Source organism: Paenibacillus amylolyticus, from assembly GCF_047302515.1.
Lineage (GTDB): Bacteria > Bacillota > Bacilli > Paenibacillales > Paenibacillaceae > Paenibacillus > Paenibacillus amylolyticus_G.
On the sequence record NZ_CP168019.1, the window covers coordinates 1,506,147 to 1,522,616 of the forward strand.

Genomic DNA, 16,470 nt, shown 5'->3' on the forward strand with positions numbered 1-16,470 from the left:
GGCGCAGGTTGACAAATGAAACAATCTTAATCATCATTAACGCTATCGAACTAAAGAAGGGGACATGCGTGATGGATCATCCAACCGGCAATGATTATATTGTAATTAAGGCAGAGGAAAATGGTGTCCAGGTGATCGGATTAACCCGAGGTCAGGATACACGTTTTCACCACACCGAGAAATTGGACAAGGGTGAAGTGATGTTTGCCCAATTTACCACCCATACTTCAGCTATTAAAATCCGGGGCAAAGCCACGCTAATTACCAAGCATGGACAGATTGAATCGGAGTAATGGACAGATTGAATACATTCAAATGAAGATTGCAGGCATAGCCTGCTTTTTTTCATTGTACAATGAGGTATGAGCCTTTACCGGACAGACTACACTAACAGGTAAAGGCAGGGAGGCGTATATGAAACCGCGGATGATTGTTACTGCTTCAATGCTGGCAACGGTTGCGGCGGTCTTTCTGCTTGTTGCGATACAAACCTTACATATGCGTACATGGGGCGGGGACAACGTACAGCCTGCCTCTGCATCACATCATCCAGTTCAGCTAACAAATGACAATCTGGTTGATGTGCTAAGCTCCATGCAACTATCAACGCCCATTGCAAGAGTGGAATGGAAACAGTCCATTTTGACACTGGACCTCAAAGTTAAAGGAACGGGTACAAGTTACACTGAAATCTATGAGAACATGGCAGCTGTGGCGGATCTGGGCTTTCGGAGCCTGGATAACGTGGATCAGGTGCTGCTACGTGTGATGGCAGAAGATGAATGGATGCATAAACGACATCTGTTACTTGCTGCTGATATTCGGCGTGGAGAATGGCCTCTGTATGCGATTGAAACATTACGGAACTGGAAAAGTGCGGCCTTTTCAGATGAATTGAAGGACTGGTTTCATTTGATGGAGACCGAACTCTGGAAGAAGCAATTCGAAATGACAAGTCAGGGGTAATAGAATAGCAGGATTCAGTGCGTGCCCGTTCAACATATGCTATAATATATAAGATTGTAGTGCAGAAATGGTTTAACAATGTTAAGGCTCGGAGGCTGAGAATGAATTCATATCGCGTACCCCAACTAGCAAAGAAATATACGGATTACGACATGATTCGACAACATACGGAAATCCCATCATTTCCGGATAGCCGGGCACGTCTGTTGCAGATATTTGTGGGCCGCACAGACGAAAAGGTGCATCAAGAGTTATATGCTCTTGCAACTTCGCTCGTTCAGTTGGCCATGGATACGCATGATCGAATCGATACCATTTCCGGTGAGCGGAGAGAGCAGGAGATGCGTTCACGCCAGTTGAATGTACTCGCCGGGGATTATTTAAGTAGCCGTTTTTATCAATTGCTTGCCCAAGCGGGCAGAATTGAAATGATTGGCAAACTCAGTGGTGCTGTATCCGGAGTGAACGCACGCAAGATGACGCTGTATGAACGGATGAAGAAGCTTCTCGTTTCGGCTGACGAATACTTGCGTGAAACGGTACAGCTGAGGATGCAGCTGTTTCTTTCATTTACAGGCATGATTCAACATAACGAAGAGTCATTATGGAACAGCCTGTTGACCGAATTCAGCTCCTGCGAAACGATCGTGGAAGAACTGAAGCGGATGAATGACGCAAAACAATATCTTCACAGCTATGCATATTGGCACATATACGAGCATGGTAATGACGATGAGCGCAATGTGTTGCGTCAGTCTGAACCGGATGCACGTGCATGGAACGCTATGGTGCTGAAGCATAGGGTTGGCGAGGTTTTGCTGGACAAGCTTCGCGAGTGTACACACCGCATTCAACTGTTGTTGCAAGACGAGGAAGGGCGGATGGGCTTGCATGAGATACATGCAATTCTAGAGCCTTACTTGGCATATTTGCAGCCTTCACATGCGGCAGTAAGGGAAGATTGAGGGGGAGACAGACGAATGGGGAGTGGAGAGACCAAACCGAAAGAAGAATATGTCCATTCGGTTTTTCAGAGTATAGCCGGAAAATATGATGTCATGAATGATATCCTAAGTTTCCGCAGGCATAAGGCTTGGCGTAAATTCACCATGAAAAAGATGAATATGTCCAAAGGCGATACCGGTCTTGATTTGTGCTGCGGCACATGTGACTGGACGCTTGCTATGGCAGAGGCAAGTGAAACGGGGCACATGCACGGACTTGATTTCAGTAGCAACATGCTGGAGGTAGGCCAGACAAAGATCAATGCGGTGCAACGTCAAAAGCAGATTACCCTGACACAGGGAAATGCCATGTCACTTCCTTTTGAAGACAATTCATTTGATTATGTGACGATCGGGTTTGGGCTGCGTAATGTACCTGATCTCAGACAAGTGTTGTCTGAAATGAAACGTGTGGTCAAACCTGGTGGTATGGTTGTGTGCCTGGAATTGTCCAAGCCAACATGGCAGCCGTTCAAAGGCATTTATTATTTTTATTTTGAGAAGGTTTTACCGAATCTTGCCAAAGTGTTTGCTAAAAGTTTTGAGCAGTACAAATGGCTGCCGGACTCACTGGCCATTTTCCCGGGAAGGCAGGAACTGGCAGACATTTTTGCAGAAACTGGATTACAACAAGTGCAGGCCTACCCTCTGACCGGAGGTATCGCGGCACTGCATATTGGAACCAAGGAGAATCAGCATGTTTAGGAAAATTCGCATCTTTTTAGAAATGATCAAGATTGAACACACGCTTTTTGCTTTACCTTTTGCATTTATGGGGGCCATCCTGGGCTCCATGGTAGTGAATGATACCTTCCCAAGCTGGATGCAGATCATGTGGGTATTGCTTGCGATGGTCGGTGCACGTAGTGCGGCTTTTGGTTTGAACCGAATTATTGACCAAGCAATTGATGGCAAAAACCCGCGTACCGCGATGAGAGCCATCCCGGCAGGACTGTTGAAAAATGGGGAAGTTGTTATATTTGTCATTATCTCATTTATATTGTTATTCTGGGCCTCATCCAATCTTAATGTATTATCGATGCAGCTGTTACCTATTGCTGTGTTTATGTTGGTACTGTATTCGTACACCAAACGATTCACATGGTTATGCCACATTGTTCTCGGAATGACGATTGGTTTGGCACCACTTGGTGGCTGGGTAGCTGTAACAGGAACGATGGATTGGACAGCGATTGTGCTGTACGTTACGATTGTGTTCTGGACAGCGGGCTTTGATATTATCTATGCATGTCAGGATCTGGAATTCGATCAGGGAGAGGGTCTTCACTCCATACCTTCCCGTTTTGGCCTGGTTAAATCCTTGCAGATCGCTAAGTTCTTCCATGTGATTACTGCAATTGGTTTTCTTGCGTTATTGTTGATGACAGATCTGAGCTGGTGGTATGGCGCAGGCATGTTGGTGACGTATGGAATTCTGTTCTATCAACACTATATTGTATCGCCTAATGATATGAGCCGTGTTCAAACGGCGTTTTTTACCATGAACAGTTTGCTTAGTTTAATTGTATTTACGTTCACTCTGATTGATCTGGCGGTGAAATAAATGGTGCAGCAGCCGGACAATAAACGACTGGTTGTCGGAATTACCGGAGCGAGTGGCAGCATATATGGCATTCGATTAATTGAAACGCTGCTTGATTTGGAATATAACGTTCATCTGGTCATATCCAATGCAGGGTGGCGTGTACTGAAAGAAGAATTGGACTGGGATGTGACGAATCGGGACGCGGTGCTGGAAGAAAAATTCGGCAACCGTGCCGGTTCTCTGATCTATCATCCTGTGAGTGATATAGGGGCCTCCATTGCCAGTGGTTCTTATCTGGCCGACGGCATGATTATCATGCCATGTTCGATGGGAACTCTTTCGTCCATCGCGCAGGGATCGTCGGATAATCTGATGTCTCGCGCAGCCGATGTTATGATGAAAGAGGGAAGAACATTGATCCTCGTACCACGTGAGACGCCTCTTCATGCAATCCATCTGGAGAACATGCTGAAGCTTTCTCGTCTTGGTGTACGAATGATACCGGCTATGCCTGCTTTTTATTACAAACCTCAGACTATGGATGAGTTGATTCTGTTTTTGGTGGGGAAAGTGCTGGATAGCTTGCGCATCCCACATCAACTGTTTACAAGATGGGGAGAACCGGATGAACGGGGATAACGACTGAGTTCGATACAAGGCTGTTTTTTGCCAAAGTGTTGCTCGGTTTATTTGTCCCCCGAATCCCGGGGTATTGGTGAGCACTGATGGTGAGTCTTCATGAACCACAGTCTTGACCCATGCTCCGGCAACTTCTGTATTTTGTTTCAGAATAAGTCGCAGAGTTTAATTTTCGGGTGTCGGCTATGACATTCGGAGAAGAAAAATACGTTAGATTACCTTATAGAACAACACAAGCAAGAACGGTAAGCCGGGTTTTTCGTAACGCCTGCAGGCCCGACTTGCTGGAGGGGAAGGTAAGCATGAATTTATGGACTGACAATACGCTGATACGGGTGAACGAATGAAACTATTGGATATTTTCGGGTTGTTAAAAAAGGACATGGATTACATTGAAAAAGAGTTGTATCGCAGTGTTCGAGGAGAACAGAAGCTGCTGAGTGAAACGTCACTTCATTTGCTCAAAGCAGGAGGAAAACGGTTGCGGCCCGTTTTTGTGTTACTTGGTGGGAAATTTGGTACATATGACATTGAACGTCTGAAATTGGTTGCGGTTCCGCTGGAACTCATTCATTCGGCATCCCTCGTTCACGATGATGTCATTGATAATGCGGAGACACGCCGAGGCAAACCCACGGTGAAATCAAAATGGGATAACCGGATTGCCATGTACACTGGAGACTATATCTACGGTAAGGCACTTGAAATGACTGCCGGATTATCCGATCCAGCGATTCATCGTATTCTTGCCAAAGCTATGGTACAGATGTCCATCGGTGAGATGGAGCAAATTCGCGACTTTTTCAATACGGGACAAAGTGTTCGTAACTATCTGCTGCGGATTCGCCGCAAAACAGCACTTCTGATTGCAGTTAGTTGTCAGTTAGGGGCATTGGCTACACGTGCGCCTGAGCATGTATCTTCCCTGCTGTATACGTACGGATACAATGTGGGGATGGCTTTCCAGATTCAAGATGATGTACTTGATCTGGTGGGTACTGAGAAACAACTTGGCAAGCCACCTGGCAGTGACATGAAGCAAGGAAATATCACTCTTCCTGTACTTTATGCCTTGGAAGAATCCGATCTGCGGGAACCTTTGCTTAAGGAGATTTCCCGTGTCCAGCATGAAGAAGGACGGGCAAGTGCATCGGATGCAATTGGAATGATTCGCCAAAGTCAAGGAATTGCTAAAGCTGAAGCCCTTGCTGACCGATATATGAAGAAAGCGCTCGATGCTCTCGATCAGCTACCTAACATCAAGACGACCAAAAACCTGCGTGATATCGCTCATTTTGTGGTTAAACGTACGCATTAAACAATGTATGACCTTCGACTCTCAGATTACTCATACCCAAAGATGAACAGAACTGTGAGATTCCTCATTGGGAGGATTTGGACATGTATGTTACAATCAGAGGGATTGCGTTTACATAGTGATTAACTTTGAACCGTGAGTGAGGAGTGAGCTGATGGATCGTACATTTTTGATGGTGAAGCCGGATGGTGTGCAGCGTGGATTGATCGGTCGAATTATTAGCCGTCTGGAAGACAAAGGATTTAAGTTGGTGGCAGGCAAATTGGTGCAGATGTCTGAGGATCAGGCAAAACGCCATTATGCTGAACATGAGGGCAAACCATTTTTCGATGATCTGGTTCGTTTTATCACATCTGGGCCTGTATTTGCCATGGTGTGGGAAGGCGACGATATTGTGGCGCTTGCGCGCATCGTCATCGGAAAAACCAATGTGAAGGAAGCAGCTCCGGGTACCATTCGCGGAGACTTCGCCAGCCACACACCACATAATCTGATTCATGGGGCAGATTCACCGGAAAGTGCTTCCCGTGAAGCAGCAAATTTCTTTGCTTCAGATGAACTGGTGGTATACGACAAGAGCATCGCAGCCTGGTTGTAATTATTAGCCAAAAGGGTGATACACGATGCTGGAGCAAGAACAACTACTAGACCCGGATTACACCGGATTCATTCGTAAAATCAAAGAGAGCACAGGCATTGATCTTGCTCAATACAAGGAAGGCCAGATGAAAAGAAGGCTGACCACACTTCGCAACAAAAACGGGTTTCATACATTTTCTAACTTTTTTGAAGCTATGCAGAAAGATAAATCATTGTTTTACGAATTCCTTGATCGTATGACGATTAACGTGTCGGAATTCTGGCGTAATCCCAATCGTTGGGAAGTGCTGCGGGACGAGATCCTGCCTGAGCTGCTGGGGTCCAAGCGTCGTGCTAAAGTTTGGAGTGCGGCCTGTTCAACAGGTGAAGAACCTTATACACTTGCCATGATTCTGGACACGATGGGCATTTTGAAGGACAGCTCCATTACGGCAAGTGATCTGGATGAAGGTGCTTTGGCCAAAGCCAAGGAAGGGCGTTATATGGAACGCTCACTTAAGGATGTGCCAAAGGAAACGGCGAACCGTTACTTCAAGCAGGATGGCTTGGTATACCGTATTGATGAGCAACTCAAAAATTCGATCAAGTTCATGAAACAAAATTTGCTGGTGGACCGTTTTGACGATGGGTACGATCTGATTGTGTGCCGGAATGTCATGATCTACTTTACCGAGGAAGCCAAAAACCTGTTGTATCACAAATTTGCAGCAAGTTTGCGTCCAGGCGGTATTTTGTTTGTGGGCAGTACGGAGCAGATCTTCTCCCCGGGACAATATGGTCTGGAGACAGCAGAGACATTTTTCTATCGGAAAAAATAATGATAATGGTTGTTCAGCCGTCTGAAGCACATGTACATGTGTTCAGGCGGTTATTTGTATACCAAGTACAAGAAAGAGCCGACTTTCTTGTCAAAGCCGGTCAGCTATACTATAATAAGCAAAGAAATTATGGGATTTTAGCAATGTGAAGTTTAACAGTTTAAAGGGGGAACGTATTATGAGTTTACGCTATTTAACCGCAGGGGAGACGCACGGACCCCAATTGACCGCTATTATTGAAGGATTGCCAAGTAATTTGACGATTGATTTTGAAGAACTGAATTTCCAGCTTCACCGCCGCCAAAAGGGATATGGCCGTGGACGCCGGATGCAGATTGAGAAGGATCAGGCGAATTTTGTTGGTGGTATCCGTCACGGATATACAACAGGTGCTCCGGTAGCGCTGGTTGTTCAAAATAACGACTGGAAACATTGGCAGAATATTATGAATATTGAGCCGATTGAAGGCAGTGACGAAGAGAAACGTCGCGTTCATCGTCCACGTCCTGGACACGCTGATCTGAACGGTGGACTCAAGTATAATCTTAAAGACTTGCGTAACGTACTGGAGCGCTCCAGTGCACGTGAGACAACGGTACGTGTGGCATGTGGTGCCATTGCACGTCAATTCCTGGCTGAATTCGGAATCAAGGTAGCTGGACGTGTACTTCGTATTGGAGAGATCGAAGCTCCATATCAGGACCTTCCGATTGATGAACTGATCGCAGTGACAGAAGCTTCCTCTGTACGTGTTACGGATGCTGAGACAGAGAAGAAGATGGAAGCCTACATTGACCAGATTAAACAAGAAGGCGATTCCATCGGAGGAATAGTGGAATGTATCGTTGAAGGTGTACCTATTGGTCTTGGTAGTTATGTTCAATACGATCGCAAACTGGATGCACGAATCGCTCAAGGCGTAATGTCCATTAATGCATTCAAAGGTGTAGAGATTGGTATCGGATTCGAAGCCGGAGTCATTCGGGGATCACAGGTGCATGATGAAATCATGCATACGGATGAACGTGGCTACCACCGGGCAACCAACCGTCTGGGTGGATTCGAAGGTGGTATGACAAACGGTATGCCAGTCGTTGTACGTGGTGTGATGAAGCCGATCCCAACGTTGTATAAGCCACTGCAAAGTGTCGATATTGATACAAAAGAAGCATTTACGGCTCAGGTTGAGCGCTCGGACGCTTGTGCTGTACCAGCAGCGAGTGTGGTTATGGAGCATGTTGTAGCGTGGGAAATTGCCAAAGCATTCCTGGAGAAATTCGGCGGGGATTCCATGGAAGAGATCCGTGCTAATGTTGCTAGTTATAACGCTCAACTGGAGAATTACTAATATGCGTCAGCTGACGGTACAGTTGGAGGAACGCTCATATCCGATTCTGATTGGCAGCGGTCTATTGGCACAAGCCCCTCAATATTTTGAGCAATATGGGTTGACCAAAAAAAGTCCGTTACTCATCATTACAGATGAAAATGTGGCTCCCAAATACTTGTCAGGTTTGGAGCAAACGCTGCGTACGGCTGGTTATACAGTCGTATCGGCGGTTGTACCCTCTGGTGAAACATCGAAATCCCTTTCGGTGTACCAGGATATGATGACCGTTGCGATCGAAGGCAAACTGGATCGGAGTTCTGCGATTCTGGCCTTAGGTGGTGGTGTCGTAGGTGATCTGGCTGGTTTTGTTGCCGCTACATATATGCGTGGAATCAAGTTTGTTCAAGTACCTACAACGATTTTGGCGCATGACAGCAGTGTAGGCGGCAAGGTGGCTGTCAATCATCCGCTGGCCAAAAATATGATTGGTGCATTCCACCAGCCCGAGCTAGTGCTCTATGATGTGGACACACTTCAATCCTTGCCGCCACGAGATGTATCGGCAGGGTTGTCAGAGATGCTGAAGCACGGGCTGATCCGTGATGAGGCTTTTGCACATTGGTGTGAGGAACATGCGGAAGAACTGCTTGCGCTTAATCCGGAAGCACTTGGATACGGCTTGGAACGTGGATGTGGCATTAAGGCGGAGATTGTATCCAGAGACGAACGTGAAAATGGAGAACGTGCGTTGTTGAACCTGGGACATACGATTGGTCATGCCATTGAAGCGATCGCCGGTTATGGAGAATTTCTGCACGGAGAAGCGATCTCGATCGGTATGGCTGGATCAGCATTGCTTGGTGAGAAGCTTGGTGCGCCAGCAGGGCTCTATGAAGATACGGTCCGCATGTTGCGTTCACTTCGCCTTCCAACAACGATGCCTGCGCATCTCGACACGGATGCATTAATGGAAGCGATGATGCATGACAAAAAGTTCCGTGAAGGTCATATGGTGTTTATCATTCCTGATCGGATTGGGGCTGCAAGAATTGTGAAGGACGTACCTGTGTCGGCAGTTCGGGACGTCATTGAAATGCTCAGGAAGGGAGAATAACAGCGATGGTCACACGGGGAATTCGCGGGGCTACAACAGTCACGCAGAACAACGAAGAACAGATTTTGAAGGAAACGGCAGTATTGTTGCAGGAGATCGTGGATCGCAATGAGATCCAACCGGAAGATATCTGTAGTGTGTGGATTACGTTAACTGGGGATCTGGATGCTGCTTTCCCGGCAAAAGCTATTCGCCAACTGGATGGCTGGGAACTCGTACCACTAATGTGTGCACTGGAGGTTCCTGTTAAAGGTGCCTTGGCGCAGTGCATTCGTTTCATGGTGCATGTCAATACAAACAAAGCTCAGAATGAAATCAACCATGTATATCTGAACGGTGCACAGGCATTACGTCCGGATTTGGCAACACCTTCTGGTTCTTAAGTAGTGGGTTGTCAAACCGATCATAATGATGTATAGTGAGAACCAGTTGAGTAGAGTAGAGATTGAGCTGAGAGCAGCTGAGCTAGTGGAGTATATAGCAGAGTCCAGTGGGTGGTAACCGGGGCAACAGAAACCGGTCAACTGATTCACGGTACGTCGTGCTACGGAATAGGTAACAGGAACAGGGAAAACAAACGTGTCATAGGACATCTTTTGTTTTGATATATTTTGGTACAAACACAATCAATGCACTCTCCTATATTTTACGTAATATTGGAATGAGTAGTTGAAGTGTTATAACTAATTTATTTTCCCGATTTGGATGATGTGAGATGCATCAATTCAGCGACCTGTGAATAATCCGACAGCGAAGTATAGGGACTTGTTATTTATGAAGCATCACCCTGTTAAATACAGCTTATAACCAAACCTCTACCTGATGGTAGAGGTTTTTTTGTACATATACCCTTTTCTTCTACCTAAATCTGAAAGGACGTGATCTGATGATAACGCCAAACGTTAATCAAGTACTGAAAATGTCGAATGATTATAATCTGATTCCGGTAGTCAAACGGATTCTGGCAGATATGGAGACTCCGATTCGAATATTCCGCCGTTATGCTGACAACGACCGGGCATTCCTGTTGGAAAGTGTAGAGGGGGGTATCCAATGGGCGAGATACTCGTTCATCGGTACAGATCCGTTCCTGATGATTTCGGCCAAGAAGGGCCGGATTGTTGTAGAAGAAGCAGGGAAGACCCGTGAATTGCCAGGCAAACCGATTGAAGAACTGAAAGCACTGCTGCGTAAGTATCGCAGCCCAAAAGATGATGAACTGCCACCATTCACAGGTGGGGCAATTGGATTCTTTGGATATGATCTGCTCTCCTATTATGAGAAGCTTCCAGCTCACGCGCTGGATGACCTGAATATGGATGACATTCGCTTTATGTTCTGTGACCAGATTATCGTGTTTGACCATGTGAAGCAGCAGATGCTGCTCGTTGGTAATGTACACGTCAAGGACGGTGCAACGGATGATGAGATACGCCAAGCGTATGCAGTGACTTCGGAGAAGCTGGAGCAGGCCGCAGAACGTTTGCAGCAGCAAGGACCAGGAGAGAACCTGAATCCGCGTTCCATTCCGGGAGACGTGGAACTGGGGGATATTCGCTCCAACCTCACGAAGGAGCAATTTATCGGTAATGTAGAGCAAGCCAAAGATTACATTCGCGCAGGTGATATTTTTCAAGTGGTATTATCCCAGCGTTTCCACATTGATACGGAAGTTTCTCCGCTTCACGTGTATCGTGTGCTTCGGACCCTGAATCCATCACCTTATATGTACTACCTCAAAATGGATGATGAGATTATCGTGGGTACTTCGCCTGAAGCGCTGGTTAAGGTGGACGGGAATCGTGTGGAGACACGACCGATTGCAGGTACACGTCCAAGGGGGGCAACAGAAGCGGAAGATCGTGCACTCGCTGCTGATCTGCTCCAGGATGAGAAGGAACGCGCGGAGCATCTGATGCTGGTTGATCTGGGTCGTAACGATCTGGGCCGGGTATCCAGCTTCGGCAGTGTGAAGTGTGACATGTTCATGGAGATTGAACGGTATTCTCACGTCATGCACATGGTATCCAACGTTACGGGCGAGCTTAGAGAAGACAAGGATTTCTTCGATGCGTTTCTCTCATGCTTGCCAGCGGGTACTGTATCCGGAGCACCGAAACTGCGTGCAATGGAGATTATCGCGGAACTGGAGAAAGAGGCACGGGGTGCTTATGCAGGAGCCATCGGATACCTTGGTTTCTCGGGTAACATGGACTCCTGTATTACGATTCGTACGATTATTTTTAAAAAAGGAAAAGCATATGTACAGGCCGGAGCGGGAATCGTATGGGATTCTGTGCCTGAGAATGAATATGAGGAAACGGTTAACAAAGCTAAAGCATTGCTCAAGGCGATTCGAACAGCAGAAGCAATGTTTCCTGCCAAAGAAAAGGACAGCACGTTGAGACTGGCGAATGCAGACTACTTTGTCACACCAGCGGCCGCTAAAAACTGAGAGAGGAGAGACCGGAGATGAACATAAACCCAATAATGAATGAGAACCCTGTAACCCCTATTGCTGAGATTACTCGTGAGGAAGGCATGAAAAATGGCCTGGCGAAGATTCTAGAGGGCAGCCATCTGGAGCAAGCCGAAGCAAGAGATTTGATGTACTCGATCATGAGAGGTGAGGCAACGCCGGCTCAAATCGGAGGTTTGCTGATGGCGCTACGGATGAAGGGTGAAACGGTAGATGAGATCACCGGTTTTGCTGAAGCCATGCGTGGTCAGGGCGGACGAATTCTAACGGATGGCAGCGGCTTGCTGGACACTTGTGGAACAGGTGGATCGGGTATTCACAAATTCAACATTTCCACAGCATCCGCGATCATTGCTTCGGCCGTCTCGGTTCGGGTCGCCAAACATGGCAACCGTTCAGCTTCAGGCAAAGCGGGTAGTGCAGATGTATTAGAGGCACTCGGTGTAAATATCCATCTGAACGGCGAGCAGGCCAGACAATGTCTGGATGATATCGGAATCTGCTTCTGTTTTGCCCAGGTATATCACCCTTCCATGCGACATGCGGCAGGACCAAGAAAAGAGCTGGGTGTTCGTACCATTTTCAATATGCTCGGACCATTAACTAATCCTGCGGGAGCAGATCGCCAATTGCTTGGCCTGTATGATCGTTCTCGGACGCCGATGATTGCTGAAGTACTGAATCGTCTTGGTCTCAAAAGAGCGTTGGTTGTGGCCAGCCATGATGGTCTGGATGAAGTCAGTATCTCGGCACCAACTCAGGTATCTGAACTTCGCAATGGTGAAGTACACACCTATGATATTGATCCACGTGATATGGGCTTGTCTCTGCATCCGCTTGAAGCGGTACTTGGAGGAGATGCGGCACAGAATGCCGAAATTATTAAGAGGATCTTCCAGGGTGAGCAGAGTGCCTACCGAGATGTCGTTCTGTTGAACGCCGGAGCGTGCATCTATGTATCCGGTCTTGCAGATAGCATTGCTGAAGGGGTGACACTTGCCGCAGAAGCGGTAGATTCGGGCAAAGCTGCCGGGAAGCTTGAACAGTTAATTCATACAACGGAGGCGTACAGTCATGTATCTTGATCGAATCGTTGCAACCAAACATAAAGAAGTTGAAGTTCTGGCACAGACATTTCGCATGGATGAAGCTATCCAAAAAATTGAACAACTACCCGCAACCCGGGGGTTTGAACAAGCACTATCGAGCGGACGCAATCGCAAACTCGGCCTTATTGCTGAAGTGAAGAAGGCTTCGCCGTCCAAAGGGTTAATTCGTCCGGATTTTCATCCGGTAGAGATTGCTGAGGCTTATGAACGAGCGGGTGCAGACTGCATCTCCGTATTAACGGATGTATCGTATTTTCAAGGGAGCAACGAGTACTTGCAGGCTATCCATCAAGCAGTGAACATTCCGCTATTGCGCAAGGATTTTATTATAGATGAACGACAGATTGCCGAGGCAAGATTACTGGGTGCGGACGCGGTATTGCTGATTGCCAGCATTCTGACACCTGAACAGATTCGTCAATATCTGGAATTCGCCAAAAGTTTGGGGCTGGATGCCTTGATTGAAGTCCACGATCGAACAGAACTGGAGCAGGTATTGGAGATTCCGCAGGCAACACTTGTGGGCATCAATAATCGTAATTTGAAAACATTCGAAACTAGTCTGAACACGACACTGGATTTGATGGAATTGATTCCAAGTGGCGTTACCTTGATTAGCGAAAGTGGTATTGACGGACCAGAATCAACAGTTCCTCTGATCCAGGCCGGTGTTCATGGTATTCTCGTAGGTGAGCATCTCATGCGCAAGGATGATGTCGAGGCGGCTGTATATGATCTGATGGGACCCAAATGATGAATACTTCCATACACGATGGCACAGGCGACAGTATGTCAGAACTGAGAAACCCGCTGCCAGCGGCCGTAAAAATATGTGGACTTCAGGACGTTGAAGTGCTAAAATCGATGATAAACTTGCCTGTGGATTACATTGGTGTTGTTTTTGCCAAATCACGCCGCCGAATCGAACCCGAGCAGGCTGCTGCATTAAGAACGGTGTTGTTCGAATGGTCAACCTATGATCGGCCGAAGCTTGCGGGTGTATTTGTGAATCCTACGCTCGAAGAACTGGAACACATTATGGACATTGCTCAGCTGGATGTTATTCAACTGCATGGACAGGAGACTGCGGAATTTTGCCAGCAAGTGAAGCAGCGGTGGAATGCCAAAGTGTTCAAAGTTTTTTCTTTTCCCAAAGATGAAACGGGACCGGAAGCTGATGATGCAGCCATAAGGGCTCTTGATACTTATGATAAATTCGTGGATGCGATATTGCTTGATACCCATGATCCTCTATATGGAGGGGGCTCCGGGAAAACATTTGCCTGGGAGCGAATCCCTGCCTATGCTGAATGGGCAAAAAGTCGCGAAATTGCTCTGTTCGTTGCAGGAGGTTTGCAGCCGGACAATGTACAACAACTAATACAGACATATGCACCTTTCGGCGTCGATGTATCCAGCGGCGTGGAGACTGAAGGTGTGAAGGATATTGCCAAAATTACAGCATTCGTAGAAAGGGTGAAGCAGGCATGACACATCAATTGCCGGATCAACATGGGCGTTTCGGTCACTTCGGAGGCCGCTTTGTACCTGAGACACTAATGAACGCACTCATAGAGTTGGAGGAGGCATACAGCCACTTCTCTGAAGATGAGGAATTTAACAAAGAACTGAACTATCTGCTAAGCGAGTATTCTGGACGTGAAACGCCATTGTATCATGCAGAGCAATTGTCACGCCGATTGGGCGGACCGAAAATTTATCTGAAACGTGAAGATCTCAATCATACAGGCGCGCACAAAATTAATAACGCCATTGGACAAGGTTTGCTTGCCAAACGGATGGGCAAAAAGAAAGTTATTGCCGAAACGGGTGCAGGTCAACATGGCGTTGCGACCGCAACCGTAGCCGCATTGCTTGGACTGGAATGCAAAGTATTTATGGGCGAAGAAGATACAGAGCGTCAGCAGTTAAACGTATTTCGGATGAAGCTGCTCGGAGCAGAAGTGATTCCGGTGACGTCCGGAACACGGACACTGAAGGATGCTGGTAATGAAGCACTTCGCTACTGGGTCAGCAATGTGGAGGACACGTTCTATGTGCTCGGATCAGTCGTTGGTCCTCATCCATATCCGATGATGGTGCGGAATTTCCAACGTGTGATCGGTGATGAGACCCGTCGTCAGATTCAGGAGATCGAAGGACGTTTGCCGGATGTGATTGTAGCCGCTGTTGGTGGAGGAAGTAATGCGATCGGTATGTTCTATCCATTTATCGGTGATCAGGATGTGAAGCTTGTTGGTGTTGAAGCCGCAGGCAAAGGGGTCGAAACCGAGTATCATGCGGCGACGATGACCAAAGGTACGCATGGTGTATTCCAGGGATCTATGAGTTACCTGTTGCAGGATGAGTATGGACAGGTTCAGCCAGCGCATTCCATCTCGGCCGGACTTGATTATCCGGGTGTTGGTCCAGAGCATTCCTATCTCAAGGATATTGAACGGGCAAAATATGTACCGATCACGGATCAGGAAGCACTGGATGCCCTGCAACTCCTATGTCGGACGGAAGGAATCATTCCTGCTCTGGAGTCTGCACATGCGGTAGCTCAAGTTGTCAAACTGGCGCCTGAACTTACAGCAGATGATATTGTAGTCATTTGTCTGTCGGGACGTGGAGACAAGGATGTTGAATCCATCATGAAATACACGGGAGGTGACTTGGGATGAATCTGATGGACCAGACCTTCCAGCAATTGAAGGAACAGAATCGTACGGCACTTATTCCATTTTTAACCGTGGGAGACCCGGATGTGGACACAACGATTGATATCATCAAGGAGCTTGAACAGGCTGGAGCGGATATTTTGGAACTGGGTGTTCCCTATTCCGATCCGCTTGCAGATGGCCCAGTCATTCAGCGCGCTTCCGAACGTGCGCTGAAAAGCCAGATTACCATTCGTACTGTTATGGAAACCGCTGCAAAAGCTCGTAAGGCAGGTGTGAAACTGCCGTTTGTACTGTTCACCTATTATAATCCGGTATTGCAGACAGGTCTGGATGTATTCTTTGATGAATTGGTCAAACACGATATTAGTGGCATGATCATTCCGGACCTGCCAATTGAGGAAGCGGAAGAGATGCGAGAACGCGCAAATCGTGCTGGTGTGCATCTGGTGCCGCTTGTTGCACCTACATCTAATGCCCGGATTGAGCGGATTGTAACGGGCGCGAGGGGCTTTATCTATTGTGTATCATCCCTTGGGGTAACCGGAGAGAGAGCTTCTTTCTTTGATGGCGTAGAGAGCTTTATTGAGACGGTGAAAAGTCTGACAGACCTCCCTGTAGCGGTAGGTTTTGGTATCTCCAGTCATGAGCAGGTGGCACATTTCTCCCGCATCTGCGATGGCGTTGTTGTAGGTAGTGCCATTGTTCGTCAGGTGGAAGATGCGATTCCTCTGCTTGAAAATCCGGATACGCGTGCAGCGGGACTGTTGCAAATTCGCAACTTTGTGGCACAATTAAAGGGATAGAGATGTCCTGAAAGGACATCTTTTGGACACATGAGGTGCACGCTGATTCGTGTCTAA

The 16,470-nt window shown here is 47.2% G+C and carries 18 protein-coding genes; all 18 read left to right on the top strand.

Features of this window, described 5'->3' with window-relative positions; all coding sequences use genetic code 11:
* The first annotated feature begins 71 nt into the window (after nt 1-71).
* The 18 genes from mtrB to trpA all read left to right on the top strand — a co-directional run bounded on the left by mtrB (nt 72) and on the right by trpA (nt 16,413).
* Nucleotides 72-293, top strand: coding sequence for a trp RNA-binding attenuation protein MtrB (gene mtrB, locus ACDJ59_RS06690; protein ID WP_017687697.1), 222 nt, complete (start codon nt 72-74; stop codon nt 291-293).
* Between the two features lie 121 nt (nt 294-414).
* Nucleotides 415-966 (top strand): hypothetical protein, encoded by a 552-nt coding sequence (locus ACDJ59_RS06695; RefSeq protein ID WP_076209915.1) that lies wholly within the window; start codon nt 415-417, stop codon nt 964-966.
* A 101-nt stretch (nt 967-1,067) separates the two neighbouring features.
* Nucleotides 1,068-1,931 carry a heptaprenyl diphosphate synthase component 1 gene (locus ACDJ59_RS06700; RefSeq protein ID WP_413408033.1) on the top strand — a complete coding sequence of 288 codons (864 nt, stop codon included), beginning with the start codon at nt 1,068-1,070 and terminating at the stop codon, nt 1,929-1,931.
* 15 nt (nt 1,932-1,946) lie between these two features.
* Nucleotides 1,947-2,675 (top strand): demethylmenaquinone methyltransferase, encoded by a 729-nt coding sequence (locus ACDJ59_RS06705; protein ID WP_036607690.1) that lies wholly within the window; start codon nt 1,947-1,949, stop codon nt 2,673-2,675.
* Complete coding sequence (locus ACDJ59_RS06710; RefSeq protein ID WP_340013576.1) at nt 2,668-3,534, top strand: UbiA-like polyprenyltransferase; 867 nt, start codon at nt 2,668-2,670, stop codon at nt 3,532-3,534. The genes ACDJ59_RS06705 and ACDJ59_RS06710 overlap by 8 nt, the downstream gene beginning before the upstream one ends.
* Nucleotides 3,535-4,155 carry a UbiX family flavin prenyltransferase gene (locus ACDJ59_RS06715; RefSeq protein ID WP_017687702.1) on the top strand — a complete coding sequence of 207 codons (621 nt, stop codon included), beginning with the start codon at nt 3,535-3,537 and terminating at the stop codon, nt 4,153-4,155.
* A 343-nt stretch (nt 4,156-4,498) separates the two neighbouring features.
* Nucleotides 4,499-5,473 (top strand): polyprenyl synthetase family protein, encoded by a 975-nt coding sequence (locus tag ACDJ59_RS06720; protein ID WP_017687703.1) that lies wholly within the window; start codon nt 4,499-4,501, stop codon nt 5,471-5,473.
* 154 nt (nt 5,474-5,627) lie between these two features.
* Nucleotides 5,628-6,071 (top strand): nucleoside-diphosphate kinase, encoded by a 444-nt coding sequence (gene ndk, locus ACDJ59_RS06725; protein WP_017687704.1) that lies wholly within the window; start codon nt 5,628-5,630, stop codon nt 6,069-6,071.
* A 25-nt stretch (nt 6,072-6,096) separates the two neighbouring features.
* Nucleotides 6,097-6,891 carry a CheR family methyltransferase gene (locus tag ACDJ59_RS06730; protein WP_047843560.1) on the top strand — a complete coding sequence of 265 codons (795 nt, stop codon included), beginning with the start codon at nt 6,097-6,099 and terminating at the stop codon, nt 6,889-6,891.
* Nucleotides 6,892-7,069: 178 nt separating this feature from the next.
* Nucleotides 7,070-8,239 carry a chorismate synthase gene (gene aroC, locus ACDJ59_RS06735; protein ID WP_017687707.1) on the top strand — a complete coding sequence of 390 codons (1,170 nt, stop codon included), beginning with the start codon at nt 7,070-7,072 and terminating at the stop codon, nt 8,237-8,239.
* A 1-nt stretch (nt 8,240) separates the two neighbouring features.
* Entirely contained in the window at nt 8,241-9,335 is a 1,095-nt protein-coding gene (aroB, locus tag ACDJ59_RS06740; RefSeq protein WP_036607679.1) for a 3-dehydroquinate synthase, read from the top strand.
* Nucleotides 9,336-9,340: 5 nt separating this feature from the next.
* Nucleotides 9,341-9,718 carry a chorismate mutase gene (gene aroH, locus ACDJ59_RS06745; RefSeq protein ID WP_036607677.1) on the top strand — a complete coding sequence of 126 codons (378 nt, stop codon included), beginning with the start codon at nt 9,341-9,343 and terminating at the stop codon, nt 9,716-9,718.
* Nucleotides 9,719-10,221: 503 nt separating this feature from the next.
* A complete protein-coding gene (gene trpE, locus ACDJ59_RS06750; RefSeq protein WP_413408034.1) occupies nt 10,222-11,790 on the top strand; it encodes an anthranilate synthase component I in 1,569 nt (522 codons plus the stop codon).
* Between the two features lie 68 nt (nt 11,791-11,858).
* Nucleotides 11,859-12,899 carry an anthranilate phosphoribosyltransferase gene (gene trpD / locus ACDJ59_RS06755; RefSeq protein WP_413409737.1) on the top strand — a complete coding sequence of 347 codons (1,041 nt, stop codon included), beginning with the start codon at nt 11,859-11,861 and terminating at the stop codon, nt 12,897-12,899.
* The gene (gene trpC, locus ACDJ59_RS06760) at nt 12,889-13,677 is read left to right on the top strand and encodes an indole-3-glycerol phosphate synthase TrpC (protein WP_413408035.1); all 789 of its coding nucleotides are present in this window, start codon (nt 12,889-12,891) and stop codon (nt 13,675-13,677) included. Before trpD ends, trpC begins: the two co-directional genes overlap by 11 nt.
* A 35-nt stretch (nt 13,678-13,712) precedes the next feature.
* Nucleotides 13,713-14,414, top strand: coding sequence for a phosphoribosylanthranilate isomerase (locus ACDJ59_RS06765; RefSeq protein ID WP_076210319.1), 702 nt, complete (start codon nt 13,713-13,715; stop codon nt 14,412-14,414).
* A complete protein-coding gene (trpB, locus tag ACDJ59_RS06770; protein ID WP_017687714.1) occupies nt 14,411-15,610 on the top strand; it encodes a tryptophan synthase subunit beta in 1,200 nt (399 codons plus the stop codon). Before ACDJ59_RS06765 ends, trpB begins: the two co-directional genes overlap by 4 nt.
* Nucleotides 15,607-16,413 (top strand): tryptophan synthase subunit alpha, encoded by an 807-nt coding sequence (trpA, locus tag ACDJ59_RS06775; protein ID WP_076250004.1) that lies wholly within the window; start codon nt 15,607-15,609, stop codon nt 16,411-16,413. Before trpB ends, trpA begins: the two co-directional genes overlap by 4 nt.
* The last annotated feature ends 57 nt before the right edge of the window (nt 16,414-16,470 follow it).